Annotated in this window: 21 protein-coding genes; 4 read left to right on the top strand and 17 right to left on the bottom strand. The window is 41.4% G+C overall.

The window, feature by feature from the left end:
- Window positions 1-120: 120 nt before the first annotated feature.
- The 12 genes from B5771_RS20440 to B5771_RS20385 all read right to left on the bottom strand — a co-directional run bounded on the left by B5771_RS20440 (window position 121) and on the right by B5771_RS20385 (window position 13,835).
- Window positions 121-2,049: a [Fe-Fe] hydrogenase large subunit C-terminal domain-containing protein gene (locus B5771_RS20440; protein ID WP_242966913.1), complete on the bottom strand. Its 1,929-nt coding sequence runs from the start codon at window positions 2,047-2,049 to the stop codon at window positions 121-123.
- A gap of 251 nt (window positions 2,050-2,300) precedes the next feature.
- Window positions 2,301-2,621, bottom strand: a complete 321-nt coding sequence (locus tag B5771_RS20435) for a DNA-directed RNA polymerase subunit alpha C-terminal domain-containing protein (RefSeq protein ID WP_088189174.1) — start codon at window positions 2,619-2,621, stop codon at window positions 2,301-2,303.
- Between the two features lie 126 nt (window positions 2,622-2,747).
- Window positions 2,748-4,451 (bottom strand): SulP family inorganic anion transporter, encoded by a 1,704-nt coding sequence (locus B5771_RS20430; RefSeq protein WP_088189173.1) that lies wholly within the window; start codon window positions 4,449-4,451, stop codon window positions 2,748-2,750.
- A 635-nt stretch (window positions 4,452-5,086) separates the two neighbouring features.
- Entirely contained in the window at window positions 5,087-5,302 is a 216-nt protein-coding gene (locus B5771_RS20425; protein WP_088189172.1) for a universal stress protein, read from the bottom strand.
- 71 nt (window positions 5,303-5,373) lie between these two features.
- Window positions 5,374-5,811: a hypothetical protein gene (locus tag B5771_RS20420; RefSeq protein WP_088189171.1), complete on the bottom strand. Its 438-nt coding sequence runs from the start codon at window positions 5,809-5,811 to the stop codon at window positions 5,374-5,376.
- A 372-nt stretch (window positions 5,812-6,183) separates the two neighbouring features.
- Window positions 6,184-7,113, bottom strand: coding sequence for a ribokinase (gene rbsK, locus B5771_RS20415; protein WP_207652723.1), 930 nt, complete (start codon window positions 7,111-7,113; stop codon window positions 6,184-6,186).
- Window positions 7,114-7,213: 100 nt separating this feature from the next.
- On the bottom strand, window positions 7,214-8,170 hold the full coding sequence (locus tag B5771_RS20410) for a substrate-binding domain-containing protein (RefSeq protein WP_088189170.1): 957 nt from the start codon (window positions 8,168-8,170) through the stop codon (window positions 7,214-7,216).
- A gap of 60 nt (window positions 8,171-8,230) precedes the next feature.
- A complete protein-coding gene (rbsC, locus tag B5771_RS20405; protein ID WP_047808014.1) occupies window positions 8,231-9,172 on the bottom strand; it encodes a ribose ABC transporter permease in 942 nt (313 codons plus the stop codon).
- Entirely contained in the window at window positions 9,172-10,659 is a 1,488-nt protein-coding gene (locus tag B5771_RS20400) for a sugar ABC transporter ATP-binding protein (RefSeq protein WP_088189169.1), read from the bottom strand. Before B5771_RS20400 ends, rbsC begins: the two co-directional genes overlap by 1 nt.
- An 11-nt stretch (window positions 10,660-10,670) precedes the next feature.
- On the bottom strand, window positions 10,671-11,063 hold the full coding sequence (gene rbsD / locus B5771_RS20395; RefSeq protein WP_088189168.1) for a D-ribose pyranase: 393 nt from the start codon (window positions 11,061-11,063) through the stop codon (window positions 10,671-10,673).
- Between the two features lie 173 nt (window positions 11,064-11,236).
- Entirely contained in the window at window positions 11,237-12,235 is a 999-nt protein-coding gene (locus tag B5771_RS20390) for a LacI family DNA-binding transcriptional regulator (protein ID WP_088189167.1), read from the bottom strand.
- 445 nt (window positions 12,236-12,680) lie between these two features.
- The gene (locus tag B5771_RS20385; RefSeq protein WP_088189166.1) at window positions 12,681-13,835 is read right to left on the bottom strand and encodes a VanW family protein; all 1,155 of its coding nucleotides are present in this window, start codon (window positions 13,833-13,835) and stop codon (window positions 12,681-12,683) included.
- Window positions 13,836-14,176: 341 nt separating this feature from the next.
- Here B5771_RS20385 and B5771_RS20380 point away from each other — a divergent pair, with 341 nt between their 5' ends.
- The 4 genes from B5771_RS20380 to B5771_RS20365 all read left to right on the top strand — a co-directional run bounded on the left by B5771_RS20380 (window position 14,177) and on the right by B5771_RS20365 (window position 18,057).
- Window positions 14,177-15,094, top strand: coding sequence for a hypothetical protein (locus B5771_RS20380; protein ID WP_088189165.1), 918 nt, complete (start codon window positions 14,177-14,179; stop codon window positions 15,092-15,094).
- A gap of 90 nt (window positions 15,095-15,184) precedes the next feature.
- A complete protein-coding gene (locus B5771_RS20375; protein WP_088189164.1) occupies window positions 15,185-15,808 on the top strand; it encodes a tetratricopeptide repeat protein in 624 nt (207 codons plus the stop codon).
- 172 nt (window positions 15,809-15,980) lie between these two features.
- On the top strand, window positions 15,981-16,673 hold the full coding sequence (locus tag B5771_RS20370; protein WP_088189163.1) for a response regulator transcription factor: 693 nt from the start codon (window positions 15,981-15,983) through the stop codon (window positions 16,671-16,673).
- Between the two features lies 1 nt (window position 16,674).
- Window positions 16,675-18,057, top strand: a complete 1,383-nt coding sequence (locus B5771_RS20365) for a HAMP domain-containing sensor histidine kinase (RefSeq protein WP_088189162.1) — start codon at window positions 16,675-16,677, stop codon at window positions 18,055-18,057.
- A gap of 278 nt (window positions 18,058-18,335) precedes the next feature.
- On the opposite strand, the gene B5771_RS20360 is transcribed toward B5771_RS20365, so the two are convergent.
- The 5 genes from B5771_RS20360 to B5771_RS20340 all read right to left on the bottom strand — a co-directional run bounded on the left by B5771_RS20360 (window position 18,336) and on the right by B5771_RS20340 (window position 25,539).
- Entirely contained in the window at window positions 18,336-18,533 is a 198-nt protein-coding gene (locus B5771_RS20360; RefSeq protein ID WP_088189161.1) for a heavy metal-associated domain-containing protein, read from the bottom strand.
- Between the two features lie 91 nt (window positions 18,534-18,624).
- On the bottom strand, window positions 18,625-21,543 hold the full coding sequence (locus B5771_RS20355; protein ID WP_088189160.1) for a heavy metal translocating P-type ATPase: 2,919 nt from the start codon (window positions 21,541-21,543) through the stop codon (window positions 18,625-18,627).
- Between the two features lie 18 nt (window positions 21,544-21,561).
- Window positions 21,562-21,900 carry a metal-sensitive transcriptional regulator gene (locus tag B5771_RS20350; protein WP_088189159.1) on the bottom strand — a complete coding sequence of 113 codons (339 nt, stop codon included), beginning with the start codon at window positions 21,898-21,900 and terminating at the stop codon, window positions 21,562-21,564.
- Between the two features lie 281 nt (window positions 21,901-22,181).
- Window positions 22,182-25,034, bottom strand: a complete 2,853-nt coding sequence (locus B5771_RS20345; protein ID WP_088189158.1) for an FAD-binding and (Fe-S)-binding domain-containing protein — start codon at window positions 25,032-25,034, stop codon at window positions 22,182-22,184.
- 19 nt (window positions 25,035-25,053) lie between these two features.
- Window positions 25,054-25,539, bottom strand: coding sequence for a ferritin family protein (locus B5771_RS20340; protein WP_088189157.1), 486 nt, complete (start codon window positions 25,537-25,539; stop codon window positions 25,054-25,056).
- Window positions 25,540-25,691: the final 152 nt, after the last annotated feature.

Here is a 25,691-nt window from a genome sequence, read left to right as displayed (position 1 = left end):
CAAAGCTGTCTATGCAAGCAAGTGCTTGCACTTATTTTGCCCGGATCACTAAGCCTAGCGCAAAAGAAAAAGAGCAACAGTTTTTGTCACTGCTGCTCCCTAAATGATCAGATCTCCAAATTAATGAGTCGAAATATCTTCAACAAATGCTAGAATATCCTGACTCTTCGCAGTTAAGTTTTCAAGTGACATTGAAATTTTCTCAACTTGATTACTTATTTCAATCATTTCGTGGTCTAATGTCACGGATATATTGGCAATACCTCCGATTAAATCCACCATCAGCTTCTCATCATTGATTGTTGATTTCACGACTTCGTTAGACCTTTCAGCTAATTTTCTTACTTCCTGAGCCACTACTGCAAAGCCTCTGCCTTGATCTCCCGCACGTGCGGCTTCAATTGCAGCATTAAGAGCCAAGAGATTGGTCTGACTTGCTATACCTTCAATTAAATTCGACGAATTGACAAAATTATTTAATTTATCATTCATTTCTTCAACATCTTGTCGTAAAGTTGAAGCTATTTCGGTATTATTAGATACCCTGGACATAATGTTTTGGATGTTTTTCACACCGTTCTCATTTTCAGCTGCTATTTCGTTTAAAGAAGCCTTAATATTAACAACATCATTTTCAAGTTTTTTACTGTATTCCAGTCTTTCAGCGCTCAAGTCCTGAAGTTGAGTTAATATCTCGGAGTTCTTACGGTTTAAATTAATTAATTCCCCTTTAGAATAGTTAACACAATTACTTGGAACGCTTAATCCGTTGTGGATTGCCTTCGCCATTTCTTTACATGTCGAATAACCACAGGCAACACAATTAATTGTACGAGATTCGACATCTTCTTTGTGCATGGACTTAAATAATTGATCATACTCAGGCTCTGTTGGTTCCGATAAGTCTCTCGCTTTTTTGGCAGTATTATATACACGTACGAAATCTTCTAATTTTAGAGTTCTATTAAAATAATCGTTTAACCATTCCATACGCTTTATAGATTTTTTAAATCCCTGTTTTTCTTCTTCCTTCATTTTCCTAGTTTTCATGGCATTAAAACTAAAATCTATATCGTCTAGTTGATTATCCTTGATTATTGAAGCTGTGCCGATATTACAGCCATGCTGACAATTTAATATATCAACGAGAAGAGGTACAGGCTTATTTTCTTTAACACGATCATTATAAATTTCCAAATAACCATAGGCGGTATCTGGTCCTTCCACTTGTCTCACCCAAGCATTGGGAACAAAAGCCTCAACGTTTTCTCTTAGCCCCCCTGGTCTGCTATAAAGGCATCCCAAAGAACAGGCTAGATCAGAAAAATCGACCTCGTTGTAATCTTTGAGGTTAATCTTGTTATTTTCCAGATATTCCTTCAGTTTTTTAAACGTTACATTGTATCCTATTATATTTTGTGTGGAGCTAAATTCCCCCTTTTTTGCTATACAAGGAGACAACATTGCTAATTCCGAGTTATCTTTTAAATACTTTTTCACATAAGTTGCTGAGCAAAGCATTGGACTATGAATTGGAGAAAGTTGGGATAATAATTCTGGTTTTAGTTTCTCAATGTAGTTAACTATCACAGGACAAGGTTGAGCAATCACTGTGTGTAAGTTCTTCTGTTCTATAGTTCTTAGATATGCCCATGTCGTAATATCTGCTCCAAAGGAGACGTCATAGATTATATTGACACCATTTTTAATCAAAAAACCGAATAATCTTTTAAAATCAGGAAAGTTAACTCTGATCGACGGCGCTGCCAATACAGTAATCTTCTTCCCATGTTTTAGATCATTAAAGAAGCGTTCAGTATCATCAAGATAAGAACGTGCACCATGATCACATGTTGAGATGCATTTACCACATTCAATACATCGTTCGTAGTTTATTTTTGCCTTAACCTTATCATTCTTAACGTAGACAATATTAGCATCGACGGGACATTCCCGAACACATTTATTACACCCCTGACAACTACTTTCGTCCGTTACAATATTACCATTAAAAGTTGAAGAATCTTGCTGCATAGTTTCCCCTTTCATACATTTCCTCATAAGCAAATAGGCAGAATTTTAGAGAGTGCGTCCATACATCATTCAGATCGGAAAACTGCGAAAATAACAATTAAAATTATAGTCCAAAATAAAGTTCCAAAGAAGTCCCTATGGTCACATAATTTAATGCCAAAAGCATTAATACGATTGGCATTGGATTTTATACGCAAAAAACACAGGCAAATAATCGGCCTGTGCTTAGATTAACTTTGAAGGGCAATTTGTTATTACTTTTTCCCTTACTCCCTTAATTTATTTTGCAACGCATTTTCTTCTTCAAATAATGTCATTTTATAGTGTAAATCCTCCAGGCAGGCGGGGCCAAACCCTTTTAGATTTAACAAATAATCATCTGTTGTTTTTTGAACATCGTCAATAGTATCTATTCCGGCATTTTTGAGAATATTATAGGCCCTGGAAGTGAGATTTAATACAGATAGTTCAGGCGATTTGAGTAATTTTGCACAAAGGAGTTCGCATTTTTCGGCGTCTTCCTGCCGATTATACCTGGTCTGACAAAGCGAACAAGCAAATACGCTAGTCAATATTTCCATGACCATAGTTACCCTCTCCTAACCCCACAAATAAAATGTTTTATAACATTTCGGTCATATCAATTTCCTGGAAGGTGAGAATATCATGGTGACATTCTCACCTTTAAATTTGCTTTCTCAAATCGTCCAAATTTAAAAGTTAAGTGCAGCTCTTGCCCTTACTAAGGCATTTGAGGTTGAAGCAAAGACTTCATTTTCGGACATAAAGATATTTTCTGGGCCAATGTCAGTATCAAAGTTTGACTTTTTAAACAAGGCTGCAAGATCCGGTTGAACACCACTAATTATCAAAGTTCCGTTATTTTCCCGCACATTCCTGACAAAGACCTTCAAAGCTGTCAGTGACGTTAAGTCAACGGTGGTTACATGATTCATTCTGAGAATAAACACTTTGGATTTATCAACCAAGCTTTCTAGTTTATCTCCTAAATCGGTTGCTCCCCCGAAATAAAGATTTCCTTCAAGTTGAATTACCAAAACGTCAACCTTTTCTTCAACGGTTTTCACTTCTTCGAGAATCACCTGGGATCCATCACTCTGTGCTGGAATCAAAAGCTTAAGCGGTGCTTTGTTGGTATCCTTCAGATATAAGGCAATGGATAGAGCAATCCCTGAATAAATTGCATAATCCAAGTTTGGCAGCACAATAACTAAGATACAGGTTACCCACATGGCAATGGAATCGGAAGAGAATATACCTGCTTTCACGACTTTCTTTATTTCTTCTTTGTCAATCAAACCATACCCTGTATAAATCAGGACCCCTGCCAAACCTGCACTTGGTATATATTTCGCATAGGGTGCAAACAGCATGAGAACAATGGCTACAAACACACCGGAAAGAATTCCGGCTAATCTGCTGGCTCCCCCGTTAATATAGTTAATGGCGGAACGGGAAAATGAACCCGAAGCAGGAAGGCACTGGAAGAAAGCCCCTATGATATTTGATAAACCCTGCCCTATAAATTCTTGATTGGAATCAATTTTTTGCCGGGTTTTCGTGGCAATTGATTTAGAAATAGATATTGCTTCAACTAAACCAATGATGGAGATGGCAAACGCTCCGCTCAGCATATCTTTGACTGAGGCAAGGCTAAAATGAACCATGGTAAAGGGAGGAAAGCCGGAAGGAATATTACCTGTAAGTTTGACGCCTTTCTTTTCCAGATCAAACATAATGATAAAAAAGATTGGCAGAATAATCCCAATTAAAGCTCCCGGAAGATTTTTACTGATCTTTTTGCATATCAGCACAATTATAATAGTCATCAGGCCGATACCTAAAACATAGGGATTCGTTTTATTTAGATGAGTGATAATATAATATACTTTTTCCAGCGTAGACATTGCTGAAGAGTTTTTAATCGATATCCCCAGAAATGTATTTAATTGTCCCAGAGCAATGATCGTTCCTGCTCCGGCTGTAAACCCTACCAAGACGGTGTGGGAAACAAAATCAATCACTTTACCGAGTCGAACTACTCCATAAAGAACCTGCAAAACGCCAACCATAAAGGTCATTAGGAAAAGCATTTGATAAGCATTAGGGAGATGCATAAAGCGTATCATAGCGCTTGCAGTGAGTAAACAAATCGCATTCGTCGGTCCTGTAATCAGTTGGTTAGAACAGCCAAAGGCGGAACCTATAATCGCCGCAATGATCCCGGTATAGAGACCGTAAATCGGATTGACGCCCGCAATTAGAGCATAAGCCATATACTGAGGAAGACCAACAACTACAACAGTTAAGGCACCTATAATGTCATGCTTGAGATCCCCTTTTTTATATCCTTTAAACGTTTCAATAATCGGAACCCATTTAGTCATTGAAGGCATACAACTCCCACCTTTCAATAAGCACAGTAAAGTAAAGTGAAATTTTTCACTATTAATCTAAGAGTTTTTCATTATTTTTAATAAATCATTTTTTACTTCTACAATCTCTTAGCTGTACATACTTTAAATTCCAACGATGATACCGAAGTCACATTTTTTAGCAGTCTTTATGACTGTTTTATCTAGTATCGATTATTAGTTATAGAAGGTAAAATTCAAAAACCCAATCAGGACGCTAACGAAACTCTTTCTAAATCATGTTCCTCCCCTTTCACTCTGAATTTTGTTAATAACGTTAGAGATTGAATTAGTACTAATCCTCAACAAATCAATCATCCTTTCTCTCTTTGAATTATCACTATTTATTACAAATTCAGATTAGCACTGTGGACTGTATAAGTCTATAGAAAATCAGTATCTTCACCATCATATATGCTTATGAACAATTTGATAATTTATCTTATCACTAGTCCCATTGGCATTTCTCAAGTTCTCTTCTGAAAACGTTAAAAAAGCTCCCCAAGCAGCATTTGGGGAGCTAAAGAATAAGAAGGGTTCCTATAACTTTATGCACTAATTTGTAGTTTATAACTGCTATCGAAATAGCCCCGAGGTTCAGCTTTAACTGAACGAGTTCATTCGACAATTAAAACTGAACATTTTGCGCCATAGAGAACACGTTGACTAACACTGCCTAGCAAACAATCTGTGATGGCTCCATATCCGCATTTCCCCATGATTACCATGTCGATTCTCTCATCTTCAATTTCCTTTAGTATTACCTTGTCAGGTTTACCGTTCAATATTTTCCGTGTGACGGTAATCTCTGCGGTATTATTGATGCCGGCCATTGTTGCGTCTAAGGCAAACTTTCCTTCTTGACTTCAAGCAGAATTTCGGCGGCGATTTAATGTTTAGTTAATTAGGCTGTTCGATGACGGGTTATCTTGGGATACCTAAATCCGGCCTCTTTGGCCATAGTTACGAAAAATTCTTTGTCACATGCGACCGTGATCTTAAAATAGGATAATTCCTTAAAATGGGTATCAGTACACTCTTTAATTTCGACCTGCCATTGGATTCCTTGACCTTGGGCAAACGTTAGTATTTTCGTCAGATAGTCCAAACTTACATTAACCAATCCCAGCGGAGTTACATTATCATCATCAGGGGTAACAATTTTATTGATTACTTGTATCTCCATATCCTGAGGGACTTCCGCACCGGTAGCAATGAGTCGTTTAATTAAATCATCATATATTAATTGATACGATTTCAGCTCTTCTCCTCTTAAGTTTCTGACGCCATCATCTTGACCTTTTAACGTAAATCTCTGAATTAATTGATCACACTTTGTCATATAGAATAACCTCCTTTGCTTGATAAAGTACTAACATTCACAATTTTCCCTATCTTTATCTGCCATATCCTTTTCAAGAGACAATATCCTAAGAAATTGATTACCTATTACTGTTTCCCTCAGCTAAATCGTACCACTCCTCAGACCCTTGTGTCTATAGCATATACCTATCTTATCAATCAATCATATTTATCACTATTAAGTAACCTCTTGTCAACTCTCCTTCAAGAACCCTCATATGCATTTTTGGCTCGAAGAGGATGAAATGGAAATTTATTTTTCTCAAAAAAGAGCTGTGTGAAATCACACAGCTCTTTTTTGAGAAAAATAAATTAGAGTATTACTAGTTTACAGTTCACATTCCCGGTAAGTTTAGCGCTCATCTTGAGCTAAAAAAGCATTGATTTCCGCCCGTTGCGGGATCGAAGTTTGGGCGCCTTTTCTAGTTACAGCAAGAGCCGATGCTGCTGAAGCAAAATGCAAAGCAGCCTGAAGGGGCTTGCCCTCAGCAATAGCGGCAGCGTAGGCCCCTACAAAAGTATCACCGGCTGCCGTTGTATCCAGCGCTTTAACCTTGAACGCCGGTTGATACATCGTTGTTCCTTCACTGCTCATATAAAATAATCCCTTGGCACCTAAGGTTACAATGATTTCCCGACACCCTTTTGCCACTAAGATTTTGCCGGCAGAGTGCACTTCCTCAATACTCTCAGTTTTAACTCCAGTTAATACAGCCGCCTCTGTTTCGTTAAGAATTAATAAATTAACCATGTGATAGATATTCTCTGGCGGCACAAATGCAGGCGCAGGGTTGTATATAATATACTTTCCTTTCGCTGCAAAGTATTCGAATACATAGGCTAGGGTTGGATAGGGTATCTCATTCTGAAGAATGATTAGGTCTGGCTCGTCCAGCGACTTGCCCGCCTCGTCAATATCCTTCGGATCTAACGCTCCGTTGGCCCCAGGAGAAATAATAATACGATTTTCCCCTAGTCCATCGACGGTAATGAAAGCCAGTCCCGTTGAAATATCCTGCTTGACAAGCACTCCATCTGTTCCGACACCCGAGGATCGCAGGTTTTCTAAGAGAATTTCTCCATAAGCGTCCACGCCTACTGCCCCGATCATTTCGACTTTAGCTCCCGCACGAGCTGCAGCTACTGCCTGATTTGCGCCCTTCCCGCCCGGAATATAGCTCGTTTCGATAGCTTTAATAGTCTGGCCCGGCAAAGGCGCTTTTTCAACGCGATTGACAATATCCATGTTAAGGCTGCCGATCACTGTCATGGAACGCATCATCCTGCTTCACCTCCCTTAAGACATAACCAAGAAACAGTTTCAAAGGAATGATTACTCCCTCGACTAATTTATATTACTGAAATAAAAGCATCTGATCAGCTTAAAAACCTTTAAATGATGTTCCTTTTTCAACAAGTTTCAGAGGTGAGCTGACAGTCGCCGAAACGGAATTGCCCTTGACCAGTTTCATAGCGTTCTGAACTCCTAATACTCCTTCTTCAGCTGGCTGTTGAGCAATGTCAGCATAGAAAAGTCCTTGTTGAACGTTATTGACCGCTTCTTGTTCACCATCAATACCGACAATCGCAATCCCTGTTTTATTGCTTTGTTGAATTGCTTTCGAGGCGCCTAGAGCCATCTCATCATTTTGGGCGAAGACCCCTTTAACATCGGGATTAGCCTGAAGAATATTTTGCATAACGTTTAACGCTTTACTGCGGTCAAAATTAGCCGATTGTTTAGCAACAATTTGAATTCCCTTTGCTGTCGCAATTTCTTGGTCAAACCCTTGCTCTCTGTCCCGTTCAGCTGAAGTTCCAATGATCCCTTGAAGCTCAACGACCTTGCCCTGGCCATTCAGAGCTTTTATAATCTCGTCAGCAGCCATTTTTCCTGCCTGAACGCTGTCGGAGGCAATGAAACAGGATACTTTACCGGAATTTACACTACGATCCAAGGTTATAACAGGGATGTTCGCTTTATTAGCAGCAGCAACTGCGCTGGACAAACCTTGACTATCGGTTGGGTTAAGAATAATAGCACTTACTTTTTGCTGAATTAAGTCTTGAACTTGGTTCAATTGAGTAGCAGCGTCATTATTACCATTATCGATAATAACTTTTACGTTTTCTTTCTCAGCTTCCTGTTTAACTCCATTTTCCATAGCTACAAAAAACGGATTATTGGTCGTGGAGACAGCGAAACCAATGGTATAATCGCCTGATTTTGCTTGAGCAGCTGTTTTGTCGCCTGAACCATTGTTAGAAGCAGTACCGCATCCAGAAACAAGACCCACTGTCAGAACACCTAGCCCCAAAATAGTTTTCCATTTTTTCATTGCCATTTCTCCTCTTTACATTTATTTTTATTTATTTGAAGAAGGAGGCCGCAGGGCCTCTTACCTCGCTGAGGATTTCTTGCGATCAAGCATAATCGCCGCGAGAATAATTAATCCTTTCACGGCATCTTGATAGAAAGAATTGACATTGAGCAGATTCAAACCATTATCAATAATTCCGAGAATCAAGGCCCCGATAAGAGTCCCTACTAACGTGCCTTCTCCCCCGGCCAAACTGGTCCCGCCAAGTACGACTGCCGTAATGGCATCCAGCTCATATCCCACGCCTGCAGTTGGTTCTGCAGAGCCTAAACGGGAAGCTAAAATTATTCCTGCTAAAGAAGCCAAAATACCACTGACGACATAAACACTCAAAAGATAACGTTTTACTGGAACTCCAGCCAAGAAGGAAACTCGCTCATTTCCTCCAATTGCATAAATGCGTCTTCCGGCAATTGTTCGATGGAGTACAACCCAAGCGGTAATAAGGACAAAAGCCATTACCCAGACCGGAATAGGAATTTCCAAAAATGTCCCGGTGCCGAATTTAGCAAACTCTTGAGGCAAATTATAAATAGGCATGCCATTGGTATAGATTTCTGTCATTCCTCGAAACAGCGTCATCGTCCCTAAGGTAACAATAAAAGGGGCCAAGCCTGCATAGGCGACAAACAACCCATTAACTGCTCCAGCCACCCCCCCAAAAGCCAAAGCTGCAATAACAGCTACCCAAGGGTTAACGTGTCCGACCATTAGCTGCGAAGCAAGCGCTGCACTTAAAGCCAGAGTAGATCCAACCGATAAATCAATCCCAGATGTAAGAATGACAAAGGTCATTCCCACTGCGATCAAAGCATTCACTGAAATTTGCAGGGCAACGTTGCGCAGATTTCCAAAGGTAAAAAACTTAGCGGTTGCAAAAGAGAGAATGAAAATTAAAATAATGAGACCAATTGTCGGTCCTAAATGATAACGTTTAATAGTTTTGATAATTCGTTCCATTATACCTCACCTCCCGTAGCTAAACGCATAAACGCTTCTTGTTCCATCTCTCCGCTCTGTAATTCACCCATAATAACTCCTTCGTGCATTACATAGACCCTATCGCTCATGCCCAACAATTCAGGCAAGTCGGAAGAAATCAGCAAAACTGCCTTTCCTTCTAACTTCAATTGGTTCATTAACTGATAGATTTCCTGTTTCGCTCCCACGTCAACGCCTCGTGTCGGCTCATCCAAAATCAGCAATTTCGGGTTACAAGATAACCATTTACCAATGACGACCTTTTGTTGATTTCCACCGCTTAAATTTTGTGCAGACTGCTCAATAGTTGGAGTTTTAACTCTCAATTGTTTAACCCAATGCTCCGCATTCTCCCGTTCCTTTTGCCTGGAAATTATGCCCCAACGACTTCGCGCATCGAGGGTTGGGAGAGCCAAATTTTCACGAATGGAAAAGGGAAGATGCAGTCCTTCATTTTTACGGTCCTCGGTTACAAGGGCTATCCCGGAACGAATTGCATTAATAGGGGTTCTTAAGGAGAGTTTCCGGCCTTCAAGGATGATTTCGCCGGACTTTAAAGCATCGATTCCACTTAAAGCACGAGCCACCTCCGTGCGTCCGGAACCCATCAGGCCGCCAAGGCCCACGATTTCCCCTGCTCTAACTTCTAAACTAACGTTCTGGACAAATTGCGTACTTAATTGCTCTGCACGCAGTACAATCTCAGTCGGTGTCGTTTCAACATGAGGATAGCGTTCCTCAATCTCCCGGCCAACCATTAAAGAAACCAATTCCCGCTCTGTTGTCTCCTCGGTCTTAACCGTGGCAATGAACTGACCGTCCCGTAATACTGTCACCCGATCTGCCACAGCAAACAATTCCTCTAGGCGATGGGAAATATAAATAATTCCAACGCCTTTATCCTTGAGAGAACGGACAATTTCAAAAAGTCGTTCTGTTTCAGCCCGGCTCAAAGCGGAGGTAGGCTCGTCCATAATGAGAAAGCGAACATCTTTCTGCAAGGCCTTGCCGATTTCCACCAACTGCTGTTCGCCAACACTTAGGCCGCCCAGCGATTCTTTGGGATCACGGTTAAGATTCAATGCTGCCATTGTCTCCCCAACCTTCTTATAGAGAAGAGGATAATTAACGAAACCCAGAGTCCGAAATTCATTCTCATGCCCAATCAGAAAGTTTTCCGCCACTGATAAGTTAGGAAATAGGTTAAGCTCTTGATATATCATCTCGATCCCTAGGTTCTGGGCATCGGGAATCGCCTTAATAGATACAGTCTCTCCGTCGATTGCTATTTGACCTGCATCTGCTGCATAGACCCCAGTTAAGATTTTCATTAATGTGGACTTACCTGCGCCATTTTCACCAAGTAAGGCCACTACCTCTCCCCCGCTGACCTGCAGGTCAACCCCTTGAAGAACCTTGACACCTGAGAAGCCTTTACAGATTCCCTTCATTTCTAAGAGTGCCATAAATTCACCACCTAAAATACTACACTAGACTTTAAGATGACATTAGCATAAGAGGTCCACTCACCAGTACGGACAATTACTGCAGCCGATGCTAAACGTTCTTTAAATACTTCGTGACTTACATGTTCCAGTGGAGCATCTGTCGCCCCTTTGATTTTAGCAAACAAATCCGGATGAGCCTCTTGCAGTTCCTCAGCGATTGTAATTTGTTCGACGCTCAATTCGCTTAGAACAGCATTGAACACATCCTCAAAAGCAGGAACACCCTCACAAACCGCTAAATCAACAAATGGGATCTGGGGCGGGATCGGTAACCCATAGTCTGCAATAACTAAGGTCTGACCATGACCTAATGCAGCAATGAATCGTGACAATTCCCCATGAAGCACGCCTTTTTTTTTCATTCCCTTGACACCCCTGTCTTTTTTTCTGTATTATCGCTTGATCGAAGGCAGTAGTTTGACAATAACACTTGTACCTTTTGCGCCTTTAGAATATGATACCGTTACCACATCGAATAGTTAAAACTATAGTTGAAGGACATTGTCGGGAATGATTTCCAGTTCATCTAAGTAACTCAAATACACTTTGTTGTTGAAGCCCGGGGTACTAACTTAACCTCTAATTCATAAATGCGGTTATCGACCACGGCCCCTTCTATTTTCTTGATTAATAAATCTGCAGCCAAGGCTCCCATTTCATAAATAGGCTGAGCTATTGTTGTTAACTCCGGTTCAACAGCCTCTGCCAGATGAATTCCATCAAACCCGCAGATAGCTATCTGATTCGGAACGTTTATACCCAAACGCAGGAGAGTTTTTAGCGCGCCCACCGCCATCAAATCATTGCCCACAAAAATACCATCGACATCAGGATGCCGTTCCATCAACACATGGGCGGCATTCATCCCTCCGTCCAGCTTAAAATTCCCAGGTACCATTAAAGTCGGGCTATACCATTTAAAATTCTTAACAGATTCCTCATAGCCGATTAAACGGTCTTTAGCAGTGTTTATTTCCTGAGGCCCATATATATGAGCAATTTTATTGCATCCTGCGTCAAGTAGGTGTTGAACAGCACGTTTGGCGCCTTCAAAATTGTTGGAGCGAACAACGGTACAACCTTCTTGAGAAGGTGCTCGGTCTAAAACAACAAAAGGTATATCGATTTTCTCTAAATACTCGACATCATCGCGGTTAAGGTTATGGGAAGCAAAAATAATCCCACTGATATACTTTTGTTTAAGGATATTAATGTAGGCCTTCTCTTTATTTGCCTGGCCGTCAGAATTGCCGAAGATTACAGTATATCCTGACGTCCGCGCCACATCTTCAACAGCCCTGCTTAACTCAGGAAAAAAAGGGTTCACAATATCCGGCAGAATTAAGGCAATCGTTCTGGTTTTCTTATTCGTCAATCCCCTGGCAACGTCACTCGGTTCATATTTTAACATTTGAATAGCCTTATTGACTTCTCTCTCCGTCTCGACATTAACATAACCGCTCTTATTTAAGACTCTAGAGACCGTTGAAATCGAGACCCCCGCTAATCTTGCAACATCCCTTATAGTAGCCATATATAACGTTCAACTCCGATTGTCTTGCATATCATGTGGAACCGCTACCACAGATTTGCCTAATATGTCTCGCCAAAGTACAGAATAGTCTCATTTTTCGCAGGTCGGAATCCTTCTTTTTAATCATTTTCATTTTTTCTGCCACGAATCTGCAAAATAACGCTGTTTCAAGCACTCTTTGCATAGCCTTTTCTTAAAAATAGCTAAAATCATGTCTCCGGATGTCAGTTTATTTTCTTGCAGCCTAAGATCTGGGAATTAAAAAGCCAAGTCACTCAGCTACTCTTCATTTAAAGTATGAAACCGTTTTCATATGGTTCGTTATCAATATACTGATTTTTGGCTGAATTGTCAATCAAATAATTTTACCAGCAGCTCAAATGAGTTATAAACAAAAACATAATTAATGAATACAGTTGTAACTTGTTCAGGTATTATATCAAGATTATTGTTTCTTCTTGGCCTTTCCATAGAGCTTAAAGTTTAAAGAATGACCGTTGATATCACTTCGGATAAGAATGAAATCCCCTGAGTCATTTCTGAACTTGAAATCCAGATCCGGATAGGCAACCGTTGCATCCTGCCCTGGAGGAACATAGGCCACAGGTAGGCTATGACGCGACCGCTCAATAACAGTTACCGATGAGGATACTAAACGAACTGCATTGTATAAAGTGCTGGAGACCTGACAAACTCCGCCGCCTAAACCTGGCACGAAGGAATTCCCTTCAATAATTATAGCTTCTTGATACCCGGCTTCAACAGTTCTAGGTCCTACAGTTTGGTTAAACGAAAACGTCTCTCCCGGTTTCAGAACCAAACCATCAATAGCTTGGGCTGCTAACTTAAGATTGATGGTCCGTTCTTTTTGATTTAAATCGAAGATGGTTGAGTATTCACTTATAAGATCATAGCTCTTTACTTTCTCCAAGTCCTCTTGGGTTAGACCTGGCTTTATGCTTTTAAATGGGATAGGAATATGTGCTGCACCTTCAATAGGAGCCTTTTTTATGCTTGTTATTAGGTTCTCAAGATCAACTTGTTTTCCAACCTTTTCGGCAACTATTTGCATTGAGTCATCGGGGTTAACGATAAAGTGGGCATTTTCTGCGGGCATATTCAAACTTGAGAGATGTTGAGTCAGGATACCTGACAGGGTTTGATTATTCCACTCATAGTCTGGTGTAAAAGTTATACCCCAACTCGCTTTAAATTTAGCTGCAGCTTTATTAACGATATTCCCTTCTCTCCCGATAAGATAGGCCTGCTGCAGTGGCTTTTCATAAGAATATGTGAAACCAAGTTCTTTCATCGTAAATGAAAAGGTTTTCTCGCCGGCTGTGAGTTGAAGGGGATGTTCGTATAGTTTAGTTCTCTGTTGTTCCAGCTTGGACTGGGCATCTGCAAACGTTAATTGTCCCAAGGGAATTTCTAAGACAATACCCTTGGCAATCTGTCCCGTGTCCCTGGTATATAAAACGAGTGAAAGGCCTATCCCACCGATAATTATAAGAGCAATAATAGCAATAATTTTGAGGGGGTGCCGTTTGGCTGATATCAGAGGTTTTGACTCATCTGCGGAGCCGGAATCTTTATCCACGTTAAAGTCTCCCTTCGCGCTTAGTAACGTTTAACTATATGCGGGAAGGAAGAAAAACTTCATTGATCTTCTGCTGGATATTGCTGGAGAAAACATACAATATTAAGTCTGAATTCTTGAGGGGCTGTTGCATAATGAATAAATGGATGATTCATACCACTATTTATGATGAAGAGCGCTTATGCATTTTACAACAGCTTCTTTCAAGTTTTTAAAAAAAGCTTTAGAAATTCACAAGAAATTCACAACTCATTCATAACAAAATCGTATTGGACCCCTATACTTAAACCATAAAATTGCAGATCAATATTAGGTACTTTTAAACACAGGAGGAACTAAGTATGAAAAAAACAAAATGGATTGTAGGTCTCTCAATCGCTAGCTTAATAGCTTTTTCTGGCTCGGTATATGCTGCTATGAACTCTAAATCCGTAATACCCCATTCCTCGGGGAACAACAGCAATTATTTACTTACTGTTTATAAAAATCCAACTAGCCAAACCGCCGCCGATACAAGTACAAACAATTCTGCCGCTGATTCTTCACCCTCTGTAAATCAGCCTGTAAATCCTCCCCAATCTTCAGCAAACAGCAATTCAAACACCAGTCCAGGACCTAACGGATTTCCTGGTGGGTATGGTATGATGGGCGGCTACTACAGCAATAGTTCCGGATACAACGGTTCCGGGAACAATAGCTTCAGTAACGGCCAGACAGGTGGCTATTGCGGTGGCTATGGATTCATGAATGGTTACGGATATGGGAATGGAAACGGGAACACATATAGTCAAGCTTTAAAGGATGCGACTAGTGCGGCAAACGAAATGAACTCTTCTTTGACCAATGCCACCGTCGACAAAAATTCAAATACCATAACTTATACTGGCTCAGCAATAAAAATTGTAATGCTGGGCGGACCTGAGGAAGCAGACGGCAAATTTGTGATCGGTGGTTTAATAAATCCAACTTTAAAAATTCCTCAAGGCGCTAATGTAACGTTAGAAATCATCAATGAAGATAAGGGCATGCCCCATGGAGTTGAGTTAACAACCGCAGCTCCTCCCTATGCCTATATGCCGATGATGCAAGGAGCCACTTATCCCGGCAGCTTTATCCCACCAGTTCCGGAGTCGGCAAATAACCAGTATCCCTCTGCCCAAGTCTCATTCTCCGCAAGTCAAACCGGTGAGTTCTACTATATCTGTCAATACCCTGGGCATGCAGCCAAAGGAATGTTCGGCAAAATTGTTATTGGCTAAAATATTAAGACGGCTCCAGAGTCAAAAATCTCAGAGCCGCCTTTCTGTCTGTAACTACTTACAGAAGTCTTAGGGGGATGCTGACGTAACATGGAAAACAATCAAAAATCTCAAACGTTTAAGGCCGTCATGATTGCCAGTTTATTAATTTTCATCCTCGCAGGGGCAGGAGCCTATGGGTATTTTAAAGGTTCTTCGAGCGGAAATTCTCTTACTGCTTCATCTGCTTCTTCGACAAATAGTGACTATACCGGCTTAAAAAACCGAGTCAATCAGCTTACGCAGCAAGTTCGATCAAACCCTAAAGAGATACAACTTCAACAAGATTTAGGCAATGCCTATTATGACTTGGGAACTGCCGCTCGAACAGCTGCTCCTAATGAAGCCAAAAATGATTTTGTGCAAGCAACGAAATACTACCAAAATGTTCTTCAGAGCAAACAAGATATTAACGTTTTAACCGATATGGCTACAGCAGCTTTCTATAGCGGACAAAATGAATTAGCTGATAAGAGCTATCAAAAAGCAATCCATGTGAATCCCGATTTCCAGCAAGCCTTATTCAATTACGGAGTTTTCACATATCAAATCAAGAAAAACTCTGCCGCGGCAATACAGTTATGGCAAACAGCTCTGACGAAAGATCCCAACGGACCCAATGCCGATGAAATTAAGCAGTTGATCTCCGAAGCAAAAAAAGGACAAATTTCTTGATTGATCGCTGTTTCTTAAAAAATTATAGTCTTCAATATCAAGGAACGCACCCGTTTAAGACGAGTGCGTTCCTTGTTAAGAAACCAGCCGAGTCTTTAATTGCTTGAGATTGTCCGAAAATGTCGTTTTCTTGTATAATAGCTATAAGTCTTGGGAATGGAGGAACTAATTTATGAGAATTCTGCTCGTTGATGATGAAAAGAAAATCACCTCAGTGCTAAAAGCTTACCTTCAACAAGAAGGCTTTCAAGTGAATACTGCCCTCAATGGTTTAATTGCGCTAACCATGTTTAATGAAAACGCTTATGATCTTGTTATCCTGGACTTAATGCTCCCCGGCATGTCAGGAACAGAAATATGCCAAGAAATTCGAAAAACCTCCTCAGTACCGATAATTATGCTCACAGCCAAGGTGGAAGAAGAAGACCGTATTCAAGGTTTAAGTATCGGTGCCGATGATTACATTACCAAGCCCTTCAGTCCTCGTGAAGTCGTTGCCCGTGTACGGGCAGTCCTTCGGCGATCAAATAATGAAACCTCTCCTCTGGCGGATGTCATCACTTATGACAATGGTCTCACCATCGATAATGTTCAGCATGAAATTCGACTTCAAGATCAAGAAGTCTTTCTAACGCCCACGGAATTTAAAATCCTGGGTGCATTGGCCAAACATCCTGGACGAGTTTATTCTCGCAGCCAATTAGTGGAAATCGTTCAGGGCCACGACTTCGAGGGAGATGACCGGGTTATAGACGCCCATATTAAAAAAATCCGCCAGAAAATCGAAACAACACCAAGCGATCCTCAAATTATTATGACGGTTTATGGAGTTGGCTACAAATTCAACCCCAACGCCGGAGGATAAGATGAGAAAAAAATTATTTCTGTCCAGCCTTATCATTACCCTTATTACCCTTACCTTAAGCATACTTGCTGTTGACCTGGTTTTTCACCAACAATTCAGTAATTACTTAACGAAAACAAACGAAATGTTAATTGAACAATTACCATCACGTCTTAGCGCCGCTTATCAGAGCAAAGGGACCTGGGATCCCGCCTCACTCCAAGAAATAAGCCAATCCCTCCCTGCAGGGACAATTGTTATCTTAACCGATCCCAGCGGCAAACAAATTGCTACGTTAAGCAACATGATGGGCGGCATGATGAATGGTCAGGGCGGAATGAGTATGGGGATGTCGATGTACTCTACTCCCGCCACAAGATGGAAAACAAAAAATCTGACCGTTTCCGGACCTCAAGGAATTCTGGCTACGGCCTCTGTTCGCTATCCCTCATCGGCACCGATTCTCAATCCCCAGGACGTCCAATTTCAGTCCTCAGTCTTTTACTCGTTACTGTTAGCCGGTAGTTTAGCCTTACTCTTTGGAATTATCCTCAGTTATTTTACCAGTCGTCATCTCGTTAAACCGCTGAAACGATTAACTCAAGCTGCTGATCACATCGGCAAAGGGCACTTAGATGAACGAGTAGATATTATGACCAACGATGAGGTCGGACAATTAGCCGTCGCATTTAACGTGATGGTTGACAATTTGAAACGCCAGGAAACTCTCCGCAAACAGTTCACAGCAGATATTGCCCATGAACTGCGCACTCCTCTAACGTCTATCAAGAGCTACATTGAAGCATTTCAAGACAACGTTCTGCCTGCGGATGAAGAAAACCTTTCCTCCATTCATGAGGAAATTGATCGCCTTGTTGATTTATCCAGTGACTTAAAAGACTTAAATATAGCTGAAATGGGAGCTCTGAAACCGATCTTCGAATCGGTAGACTTGAAACATCTTCTGGAAAAAGTTATTCATAGTCTCAATCCCTTAATTCAAGAGAAACAATTAACTCTCAATTGGAACCCTCCCGCCGAATCGGTGATGACGACGGGAGACGGTCGACTCTTAACAAGATTGTTTTATAATCTAATTCACAATGCTTATCGCTATTCGAATGTCGGAGGCGAAGTAACCGTCACTTTGAAACCAGAGCCCAATTTTTCAACAGTCAGTATAAAAAACACAGGCAGCGGCATTCCGAAAGAAGAACTTCCTTTTATCTTCGAGCGCTTTTACCGCACCGACAAATCCCGCGCCCGCGAAACTGGAGGAACGGGTATTGGTCTCGCACTAGTACGGCAAATCACTACTCTTCATCAAGGGACGATCCAGGTTCAAAGCGAGGTAGATAAGGAGACGGTATTTAGTATCCGTCTTCCAAAAACAATCCAACAATGACTCGACTATTCTTCACCACCTTCTATCTAATCTTCTAATATTAAAAATTATTAAAATGCCATTGTTAAGTAACAACTTCCATTCTCGGATGAAAATAGATTAAGCTACAAGGAACTGTTTTAGCCTCAGGCCAGAACAGTTCCTTTTTAGTTCTAAAGCATTGCACCACAATCTACTTTAACGGAATATTCAAAAACCCTCCCGTTTTATTGAGAGGGTTTTTGAAAAATTTTAATTTAACTATTATCAAGTTTGTATTTCTTATATCCCAAGATTTCTTATTGAGCGCTATATCCGGCATCAGTTACCGCTTTGATCAGATCTTCGCGATTAGCATTACCAACAACAACAGCTTCCCCTTTGTCAAGGTCAACACTTGCTTTCTCGACACCACTTACTCCGCTGAGGGCCTTCTCTACATGCATTTTGCAATGATTACAAGTCATTCCATTTACTTTTAATGTAGTTTCGCTCATCTTATTTACCTCCAAAATTGTTTATAATTATCTCCAGGCAGATTAGATTTACCCAGAGAAATTTAGCAGTAACTAAAGCTCATTACAAGACTTAAGCCGCAAGCTTTTTATCATAGTTTTTAAGGAGCAGAGAACTTGTTACAACTGAAACTGAGGAAAAGGCCATAGCCAGTCCTGCCCATTCTGGGGGCAATAATTTACCGGTGATCGGATAGAGAACGCCGGCTGCTATGGGAATACCAATGGTGTTGTATATCAGAGCCCAAAAGAGATTTTGCTTAATTTTCCCTAAGGTTTTTCGTCCCAAGCGAATAGCACGCTCCACATCGAGCAAGTCATTCCGAACTAAAACAACGTCACCGGTTTCTTTCGCAACATCTGTACCGGAACCTATAGCAATGCCAATATCGGCCTGAGCCAAAGCCGGTGCATCGTTAATGCCGTCACCGACCATAGCAACCTTCAGCCCTTGATCCTGAAATTTTTTAACGATATTAATCTTATCCTGGGGCAGAACCTCAGCAATCACCTCGTCAATTCCCACTTGAGAGCCCACAACCTTAGCAACTTTGTTATTATCCCCAGTTACCATAAACGTCTTGATTCCTAAATCATGCAAACGAACAATGGCTTCTTTGGTGCTTTCTTTGAGAACGTCGGCCAGAGCAATTAAGCCAATAACTTCTCCACCTAACGCTACAAAGCTTGTGGTTTTTCCTTCTTCCGCCAAACGCTGGAAGTCACGCTCTGAAGAACCTAAGTTGGCGTTATATTTTTGGATCAACTTAATATTTCCAATCAGCATCTGCTTGCCTTGATAAGAACAGATAATTCCGTGACCGCTTTCTTCCCGATAATTCTGGACTTCTTCTATAGCTGCACCTTCATCTTTAGCCCGGCTAACCACTGCCTGGGCCAGTGGATGAATCGAAGGATTTTCTCCGGCTGCTGCCACTTTAAGAACGTCTTTTTCCGTATAACCATTGAACCCTATGATGTCGGTCACTTCCGGCCTTCCTTTTGTAAGCGTACCTGTCTTGTCAAATCCAATGGCCTCAAGTTTAGAAATTCCTTCTAACACCGCTGCGGATTTAAATAAAATCCCTCGGTTTAAGCCCACGCCGCTTCCCACCATCACTGCCGTCGGGGTTGCCAAACCTAAAGCACAAGGACAAGCGACAACAAGTACGGCAATTCCAGCTGTTAAAGCAAAGACAAAACTGCTATGAATTAGAAAATACCAAATCAAGAACGTTACGAGTGCAATGGAAACAACAGTAGGAACAAAATAATTCGCGATGGTATCGGCTAAGCGCTGAATCTCGGGTTTAACTCCCTGAGCATCTTCAACCATCTTAATGATTCCTGAAAGCATAGTGTCTTTACCTGTTTTCGTTGTCTTAACCTTAATCGTTCCTGAAGAGTTGATCGTAGCTCCGACAACCGGGTCTCCTACTCCTTTGTCAACGGGGATCGATTCCCCCGTGATCATTGCTTCATCAATACTGGCTTGCCCTTCGATGATTTCACCGTCGATGGGGATTTTTTCGCCGGGTTTAACAACGACGATATCGCCGATTTTCACGCTGGAAGCAGGAACTTCCTTTTCCTCACCATGATCGAGGATTCTTGCTTTATCGGCCTGGAGTTCAAGCAGTCTTTTTAAGGCTTGACCTGCGCGGCCCTTGGCTTTAGCTTCCAAATATTTGCCGAAACGAATAAACACAATCAGTAAAGCGGAGGTATCAAAAAACGTGGGGCCTTTGAAGAAGATTCCGGGAAATGTTGTCATGAAACTATAGGCGTAGGCTGCTGTTGTCCCTAGGGCCACCAGGACATCCATATTCGCGGAACGGTTCTTCAAAGCATGGTAGGCTCCCCGATAAAACGTCCAGCCAGCCGTAAATTGGACAATGGTAGCCAAAACAAACATGATATAGACACTCGTTTGACTCATCTTGAGATACATGAGAGGCATAATGGGAGCCGAAAGAACAGCACTAAAGATCAGCCAATAAAGTTGCTTTTTAACCGTCTGATCCTCGCGGTTCTCTTCTTTCTGTTCAATAGGAGTATAGCCCGCATCCCTCACCTGCCCGAAAATCCCCTGAAGGTTAACGACGCTGGGGTTATACTCAACACTAACGGTCTCTGTGGCAAAATTTACAGTGGCAGAGTTTACGCCCGGTGTGTTCTTCAATTTCTTTTCAATGGTTAAGGCACAGTTAGCGCAAGTCATGCCATTGACCTTGAACTGTTGCTTACCTTCCTCTTCACCTTCACTATAAGCTCCATAACCTAGATCTTTGACCTTGGCTACGACGTCTTCTGCCTTCACAAGGTTCGGATCGTATTCTATGGCCAGCTTTTCCGAGGCGAAATTCACAGATGCCCGCGTTACGCCTGACATTTTTCCAATTCCTTTTTCGATAGTCAAAGCGCAATTGGCACAAGTCATACCCGTAAGTTTAAACAGCTTTTCTCCTTTATCTTCAGTTGGTGTGTTGATAGTGAGCGGAGGATTTTGCTCTCCCTCATTCTCCTTTAAATCCTCTTCCGGTAGAGGTGTCAATGAATATCCAGCTTCCTCGACCGCCTGCTGGATATCTGTCTCATTTACCTGACTGGGGTCGTAATCGAAATTGGCTTTCGAATCGTTTAAAGAAACCTGAACGTTATCCATTCCCGGCAGCTTTTCTAAGGCCTTGCTTACCCGGTTCACGCAATGCTGACAGGTCATTCCATAGACGGAAATTTGACCCTGTATTTTAGCTGAATTCTCTTTATATTCCGGATCATCTACTTCGTAACCTGCCTCCTTAATCGCCTGGTAAATGCTCTCGCGGTTAGTTAAGGATGGCTCCCAGTTAAAGCTGGCATTTTCTTCGCTTAAAGAAACCTGAACATTGTCCACTCCGGGAAGACCTTCCAAGGCTTTTGTAACATGCTTAACGCAGTGCTCGCACATCATGCCCCGAACGTTAATTTTTAAGGCTTGTCCTTTTGTCATAAGTGATCACCTCAATCTCTATCTCATCATTCTGAAAATTGTATTAAGGACTTCATCGATAACTTCATCATCGTTAGCATCAAGACGCTCGCGAACGCAGGATTTCATATGTTTTTCAAGTAGAAGCTTGGAAACGCCATTTAAGGCGGATTGTACAGAGGAGATTTGATTCAGTATATCGTCACAGTACACATGTCTTTCAATCATACCCTTTATGCCGCGAACTTGACCTTCTATCCGATTCATACGGTTAGACAAATCTTTAATCGTTTTTTCACTGTGATGACTTGTCCGATTATTTTCATTGCTCGTCTCTGAGCAACACCCACACGATTGGATATCTTTATCTTCATCCATTGAATTCACTCCTTTGTCTATGAACCCATAGTATACCCCCCTAGTCTATTTGTCAACGCTTCATACATCTGAAAGCTTTTCCTTCTTACAATATAATAATGTACAAGTTCCTTGATCTATCCCTTGGCCCAACTCCGAAGCTTAAGAATCTCTTTATGATCTTTGTGTAACTCCAAGGCGAGAACAACCAATGAAATTAATGTAAATTTCTAGTGAACAAATGGAAAAAAGGACATAGCAACAAATATTTTGCTGTGTCCTTTTTATTTAACCATTAAAATTTAGCGAGGAGTTGAACACTTATCTACAAGGTAAACAATTGATTGATAGCTAATACCACTATGATAGGAGAGCCCGATTTCACAGGTTCTGCTATTGGAATAACCAGCCTGACAGTTTTCAGGGAGAGAATCTTTCAAAGCCGCTAAGGCCGAACGATTTAGTTCCGGAAACGTAAAGCCGCGATCTCCGGCAAACCCGCAGCAATGAACATCTTGGGGCATGATAACATTTTCAGAACAGGCATGGGCTACAGTGTAAAACTTCTCTTTCAGATTCATCTTCACCGAACTGCAGGTGACATGAATAGCAATTGTTTCTTTTCGCTGATTGAAGGTCAAACGATCAAGTAAAAAATCGTGAATAAATTCAACAGGTTCATAAAGTTTTAACGAGTGCATCACTCGCTTCATTCGATATAAACAAGGGCTTGTATCACACAGAATAGGATATTTTCCCCCTTCACTTGCTGCAAATAACGCTTTCTCCAGCTCAGAGCTTTTCTGATCAGCGGTCTCGAAAAACCCCTTGCTTTCCCAAGGCATACCGCAGCAAAGTTTGTCCATAGCGGGAGGATAAATCACTTCATAACCGGCTTTGTCCAAAACAGAGAGCATGGCCTCACTCAAACTCCTCTGATCAAGATCGTTTTTGGCTGCTCCCATGGAACGGCTGATACAGCTGGGGAAATAGACAACTTTCTTCCCATCTTTTCCACCGGTATGCTTAAGGGAGAAAACTCTGCCAGCTTTAGGCATCCACGGGTTCCAGAGAGGAATCGCGTTCCCGGAAATCTTTCTCGCACCTTGGGTTAAACCCTCCATCAGCTTCGTGCCCAAAATACTGTGAACTCCATGGACAGTACCCAGCCCTAAACGCATGACTCCCGTTACACCAGTCATATGATTAGCTAAACTTTCCGCAATTCTGCGGCTGTTAGCTGTTGTCTCTTGAGAACGCAAAAATTTAATGTAGTCCCCTGTATTGATTCCTAACGGACAGCTCGTTGCACACAAGCCATCGACAGCACAAGTTTTATTGCCGGAATAGGCGAAGTCTTTCTCCAGACGAGATAAGCGTTGGGGGTCTGCTCCTGTTCGGCGCAATTCCTGAATTTCTCGCTGCACAACAATCCGCTGTCTCGGGGTTAAGGTTAAATTCTTAGAAGTACAAATATCTTGACAAAAGCCACAGTTTGTACAGGTATCAATAATCTTATGGGCTTGGGGCATATTTTTGAGATTTTCCACATAGACGTTAGGATTGTCATTAATTATAACACCTGGATTAAGGAGATTATCCGGGTCAAAGGTCGCTTTAAGCAGTTTCATAAACTCATAAGCCTTTTTCCCCCATTCCACCTCCACGAAAGGAGCCATGTTGCGGCCAGTGCCATGCTCAGCTTTCAGGGATCCGCCAAAACGATTGACAACCAAATCACTGACGTCTCGCATTAGTCCTTCATAACGGGGTAAATCCTCTGGACGACCGAAATCTTGGGTAAAGACAAAATGCAGGTTCCCATCAAGAGCATGTCCGTATATAATGGCATCCTGATAAGCATACTTGTCCAAAATTCCCCGCAAGGCCAAAGTCGCTTCGGCAAGGTTCTTTTTAGGGAAAGCAACATCTTCTATGACTACCCCAGTCCCCAAAGCTCTTATCGCGCCGACAGCCGGGAAAATTCCTTTGCGTATATTCCATAGGTTCTCATACTCAGCCTTAACATCAGTGAAACTCAACGGCAAAACGGTCGGAATTTCTCTGAGCAGATCTTCTACATTTTTAATAGTTTGCTGCAGTGATTCTTGATCAGCGCCCCGTACTTCAACAAGCAGAGCCGTGGCTGTCGGAGAAAGAGTTTTCAAGTATTCGGGCATACCAGGCTTTTCTTCCATAGTTTTTAAAGAAATCCGGTCCATTAATTCGGCGGCAGATACTGTTTGTCTGTCCAATTTTTGCACAGCTAAGCAGGCTTGTTCCATATCGGGATAGATGATTAAGGCCGACGCTTTATGCTTATGCTCCACGACTGTATGATAAGTAATCTCTGCTATAAAACCCAACGTTCCCTCAGAGCCAATCATGAGATGTTTAATAATGTCAATGGGGTCTTCAAAATCCACAAAAGCATTAAGACTATATCCTGTTGTATTCTTGATTTTGTACTTATGGCGAATTAACGCTTCAAGTTCAGGGTCAGACATGATTTGAGCTCGTATTTCGCGGATTTTGCTAACCCAAACAGTATGAGAACCCAAAAAACTCGAGCAAGATTTCTGATCACCGGTGTCCAACATGGTTCCATCGCCGAAGATTATTTTCATCTCCGCAACAGTTTGATAACTGTTATCTGCTGTCCCGCAGCACATGCCGCTGGCATTGTTGGCGGCAATGCCGCCAATCATCGCATGATCAATTGATGCTGGATCAGGTCCGATTTTTCGGGCATATTGAGCTAAATAGCGATTTGCTTCAGCTCCAATAATCCCTGGCTCCACCGCTATCTTGTCACCTTCATCCAAGATGGAGCAGCCCCTCCAAGACCCTTGCAATACCACAAGGACAGAATCCGTCACAGCTTGTCCCGAGAGGCTGGTGCCTGCTGTTCGAAAAGTTACAGGCACCTTATATTCCTGGGATGCATTCAATATGTGTTTGACCTCCGCCACGTCACGCACTTTAAGAACAATTTTGGGAATTAAACGATAAAAGCTGGCATCAATCCCATAGGCCAATGTGTGCAAAGGGTCGCAGAAACGACGATCGGCGGGTATATATTGGGCTGCTCGTTCCCAAAAACCTTGATAAGGTTTTGCTAAGTTCGCTGCATCAGCTTTCTGATCTTCGTTCAATGAAATCGCCCCGCCCTCTCTATTTGATTAAAAACAAGGCATTTATTTTTTTGATGTGTCCTTTTTCTTCATTCAGCAAGTCTTTTACTATATCTTTGCCTGTATTATTAACAAAGTTTTCGAACTCTTGAAAGATCATGATAGAGTCCTTTTCGAAGCTCAAAGCAAAGCGCAAAATGTCCAGATCGGTTTTTATTCCTTTAACCAGATCTTCAACATTATTCAAGTTGAAAATATGGTTATTTACAATTGACGTTAAATAGTCTCCATATTCCCCGGCATAACTTTCATTGGGCATAAATTCTTTTGAAAGCCTTTCGCCTAATTTCTCAAAGTCCTTTAAATGTTTTTCTTCTTCCTTCGCAAGATAAGCTAAGACCTCCTTGAGTTGAAGATCTTGGGCATAGGAGAGAGCTTTTTCATAAAATTCCTTTCCCGATTTTTCCATCTCAAGCGCCAGCTTAATAATTTCTTCACCTGTAAAGTTAACAATACTCCAAGACATCATGATCCACCCTTTCTCTTCCTAATAAATTATGTGATGTAGGATATGTAAGAAACAACAGAATAGTTTTGTTTTTATTTTATAATTATTATAAATATAAGTCAATAATATTTTGACAGCAATTTAAAATTAATTATTATATAGTTTTTGAT

It is taken from the genome of Desulfosporosinus sp. FKA, from assembly GCF_002196785.1.
Taxonomy (GTDB): domain Bacteria; phylum Bacillota; class Desulfitobacteriia; order Desulfitobacteriales; family Desulfitobacteriaceae; genus Desulfosporosinus; species Desulfosporosinus acididurans.
This window is presented reverse-complemented; position numbering and strand designations above follow the sequence as displayed.

Coding starts and splice junctions, on each gene's coding strand:
- B5771_RS20440 (WP_242966913.1), bottom strand. CDS start 2,049: ATGAAAGGGGAAACTATGCAGCAAGATTCTTCAACTTTTAATGGTAAT.
- B5771_RS20435 (WP_088189174.1), bottom strand. CDS start 2,621: ATGGTCATGGAAATATTGACTAGCGTATTTGCTTGTTCGCTTTGTCAG.
- B5771_RS20430 (WP_088189173.1), bottom strand. CDS start 4,451: ATGCCTTCAATGACTAAATGGGTTCCGATTATTGAAACGTTTAAAGGA.
- B5771_RS20425 (WP_088189172.1), bottom strand. CDS start 5,302: ATGGCCGGCATCAATAATACCGCAGAGATTACCGTCACACGGAAAATA.
- B5771_RS20420 (WP_088189171.1), bottom strand. CDS start 5,811: ATGACAAAGTGTGATCAATTAATTCAGAGATTTACGTTAAAAGGTCAA.
- rbsK (WP_207652723.1), bottom strand. CDS start 7,113: ATGATGCGTTCCATGACAGTGATCGGCAGCCTTAACATGGATATTGTC.
- B5771_RS20410 (WP_088189170.1), bottom strand. CDS start 8,170: ATGAAAAAATGGAAAACTATTTTGGGGCTAGGTGTTCTGACAGTGGGT.
- rbsC (WP_047808014.1), bottom strand. CDS start 9,172: ATGGAACGAATTATCAAAACTATTAAACGTTATCATTTAGGACCGACA.
- B5771_RS20400 (WP_088189169.1), bottom strand. CDS start 10,659: ATGGCACTCTTAGAAATGAAGGGAATCTGTAAAGGCTTCTCAGGTGTC.
- rbsD (WP_088189168.1), bottom strand. CDS start 11,063: ATGAAAAAAAAAGGCGTGCTTCATGGGGAATTGTCACGATTCATTGCT.
- B5771_RS20390 (WP_088189167.1), bottom strand. CDS start 12,235: ATGGCTACTATAAGGGATGTTGCAAGATTAGCGGGGGTCTCGATTTCA.
- B5771_RS20380 (WP_088189165.1), top strand. CDS start 14,177: ATGAAAAAAACAAAATGGATTGTAGGTCTCTCAATCGCTAGCTTAATA.
- B5771_RS20375 (WP_088189164.1), top strand. CDS start 15,185: ATGGAAAACAATCAAAAATCTCAAACGTTTAAGGCCGTCATGATTGCC.
- B5771_RS20370 (WP_088189163.1), top strand. CDS start 15,981: ATGAGAATTCTGCTCGTTGATGATGAAAAGAAAATCACCTCAGTGCTA.
- B5771_RS20365 (WP_088189162.1), top strand. CDS start 16,675: ATGAGAAAAAAATTATTTCTGTCCAGCCTTATCATTACCCTTATTACC.
- B5771_RS20360 (WP_088189161.1), bottom strand. CDS start 18,533: ATGAGCGAAACTACATTAAAAGTAAATGGAATGACTTGTAATCATTGC.
- B5771_RS20355 (WP_088189160.1), bottom strand. CDS start 21,543: ATGACAAAAGGACAAGCCTTAAAAATTAACGTTCGGGGCATGATGTGC.
- B5771_RS20350 (WP_088189159.1), bottom strand. CDS start 21,900: ATGGATGAAGATAAAGATATCCAATCGTGTGGGTGTTGCTCAGAGACG.
- B5771_RS20340 (WP_088189157.1), bottom strand. CDS start 25,539: ATGTCTTGGAGTATTGTTAACTTTACAGGTGAAGAAATTATTAAGCTG.